This window comes from Bacillus sp. JJ722 (genome assembly GCF_036963345.1).
Lineage (GTDB): Bacteria > Bacillota > Bacilli > Bacillales > DSM-1321 > Bacillus_AD.
The window spans coordinates 1-1,512 of sequence record NZ_JBALMO010000432.1 but is presented as its reverse complement, the minus strand read 5'-3'; the positions used below and the strand labels follow the sequence as shown (position 1 = coordinate 1,512).

The following is a 1,512-nucleotide window of genomic DNA, read 5'->3' as shown; positions in this document are numbered from 1 at the left end:
AAGAAAAGAAACTAAAAATAAGATTCTGGAACGAATTTTTAGGGAAAGTGAGATTGTTGTTAATAAACAACAAAATATAGTAAGTGGTTAAAACAAGAAAGTTTATATGTTCCAGTTTAAACTTATAATATTAATTTCCTCTTTATACTGTTCATTGCTCTATTTTAACAGATTTTTAGTTGTTTGTTAATTACTTTAACTAAATTTTGTTTATTATTTTAACATTTTTTATAAGTTTTTATTTAGATATTAGGAAGGATGTTAGCTATAATGAGATCGGTAGATAGGATCTTTGAGGTTTATCCAAAAATAAAACACAAGATTGAAAATCCTTTAGAGCCAAGTTTGGTTTTAACTAATGAAGAGTATGTTTTTTATCAATTAGTCTTATTTTTTAAAAAACCGAAAAAAATTCAATTTAGTTTAAATATGATTTATGAATATCTAAAAGATGAGGATTTAATATTTGCGTTGGAAATGTTAATTGAGTATTTTCAGAAAGATACGGAGTTAGTTAGAAATGTATCTCAAAGTTTTTATTCTGAACAATTAAAAAAGGAACAGCTCGTAGGACAGAAGAAATTTAGTGTAATGGTTGAAAGTGCGATACCAGGAGTGAAATTTCCACCAGCCATGGTTCATACATATTGGAAACGAAATAATGGGAAAATCCCGGGTGCCGACTTAATAATTGATCAAACCCCATACTGGACAGAAAAAACAGTTGCAAAATTTATAGAAGAAAAGAAGATGGCGGATTCAAATAAAAGGAAGAAGTAAAAGAAGGCTAACTATTTTAGAAAAGGGAGAAAGAAATGTTTTTAGAAACAGAGCGACTTGTGATACGAAAATTTGTGTTTGAAGATTGGCAGGCTGTCCATGATTACACATCGAATAGAAATGTTATGAAATATATACCAGAAGGTGTTTTTTCGGAAGAAGATGCAAAGATTTTTGTTAATGAAAACAAGGGGAAGGATGCTGAGAAATTTCCTGTAGTATTGAAAGATGAAAATGTTATTATTGGTCACATTGTTTTTCATAAGTATTTTGGTGAGCATACTTATGAGATTGGATGGGTGTTTAATCCGAGATATTATAATAAAGGTTATGCCTCTGAAGCAGCACTAGCTATTTTACAATATGGTTTTAAGCAAATGAAATTGCATAGAATCATCGCTACGTGTCAACCACAGAATATTCCATCCTATCGAGTTATGGAGAAAATTGGTATGAGAAGAGAAGGGTCTTTTAAAAAATGTATTCCGAAAGGGAATGAATGGTGGGACGAATATTATTATGCTATTTTAGAGGAAGAATTTAAAGGGTTTTCATAATTTTATCTAAGAATTCTCAAACGAGTGAGATTATTTTTAAGAGATTGAATGAAAAAGCCATTCTCATTGAATAGTTTAAATCACTACTATTATTTGAACTACGTGAATTATATCACATATATTGTGTAATTATTTACTTTTTAAAAAAAATTTTAAAATAGCCACAACTTTAGAT

General features: G+C 28.9%; 2 protein-coding genes. Both read left to right on the top strand.

Translation table 11 applies throughout. The features are described 5' to 3' along the window. Window positions 1-258: 258 nt before the first annotated feature. Complete coding sequence (locus V7014_RS27100; RefSeq protein ID WP_335512229.1) at window positions 259-780, top strand: hypothetical protein; 522 nt, start codon at window positions 259-261, stop codon at window positions 778-780. A 35-nt stretch (window positions 781-815) separates the two neighbouring features. Then, on the top strand, window positions 816-1,337 hold the full coding sequence (locus tag V7014_RS27095; protein ID WP_335512227.1) for a GNAT family N-acetyltransferase: 522 nt from the start codon (window positions 816-818) through the stop codon (window positions 1,335-1,337). The last annotated feature ends 175 nt before the right edge of the window (window positions 1,338-1,512 follow it).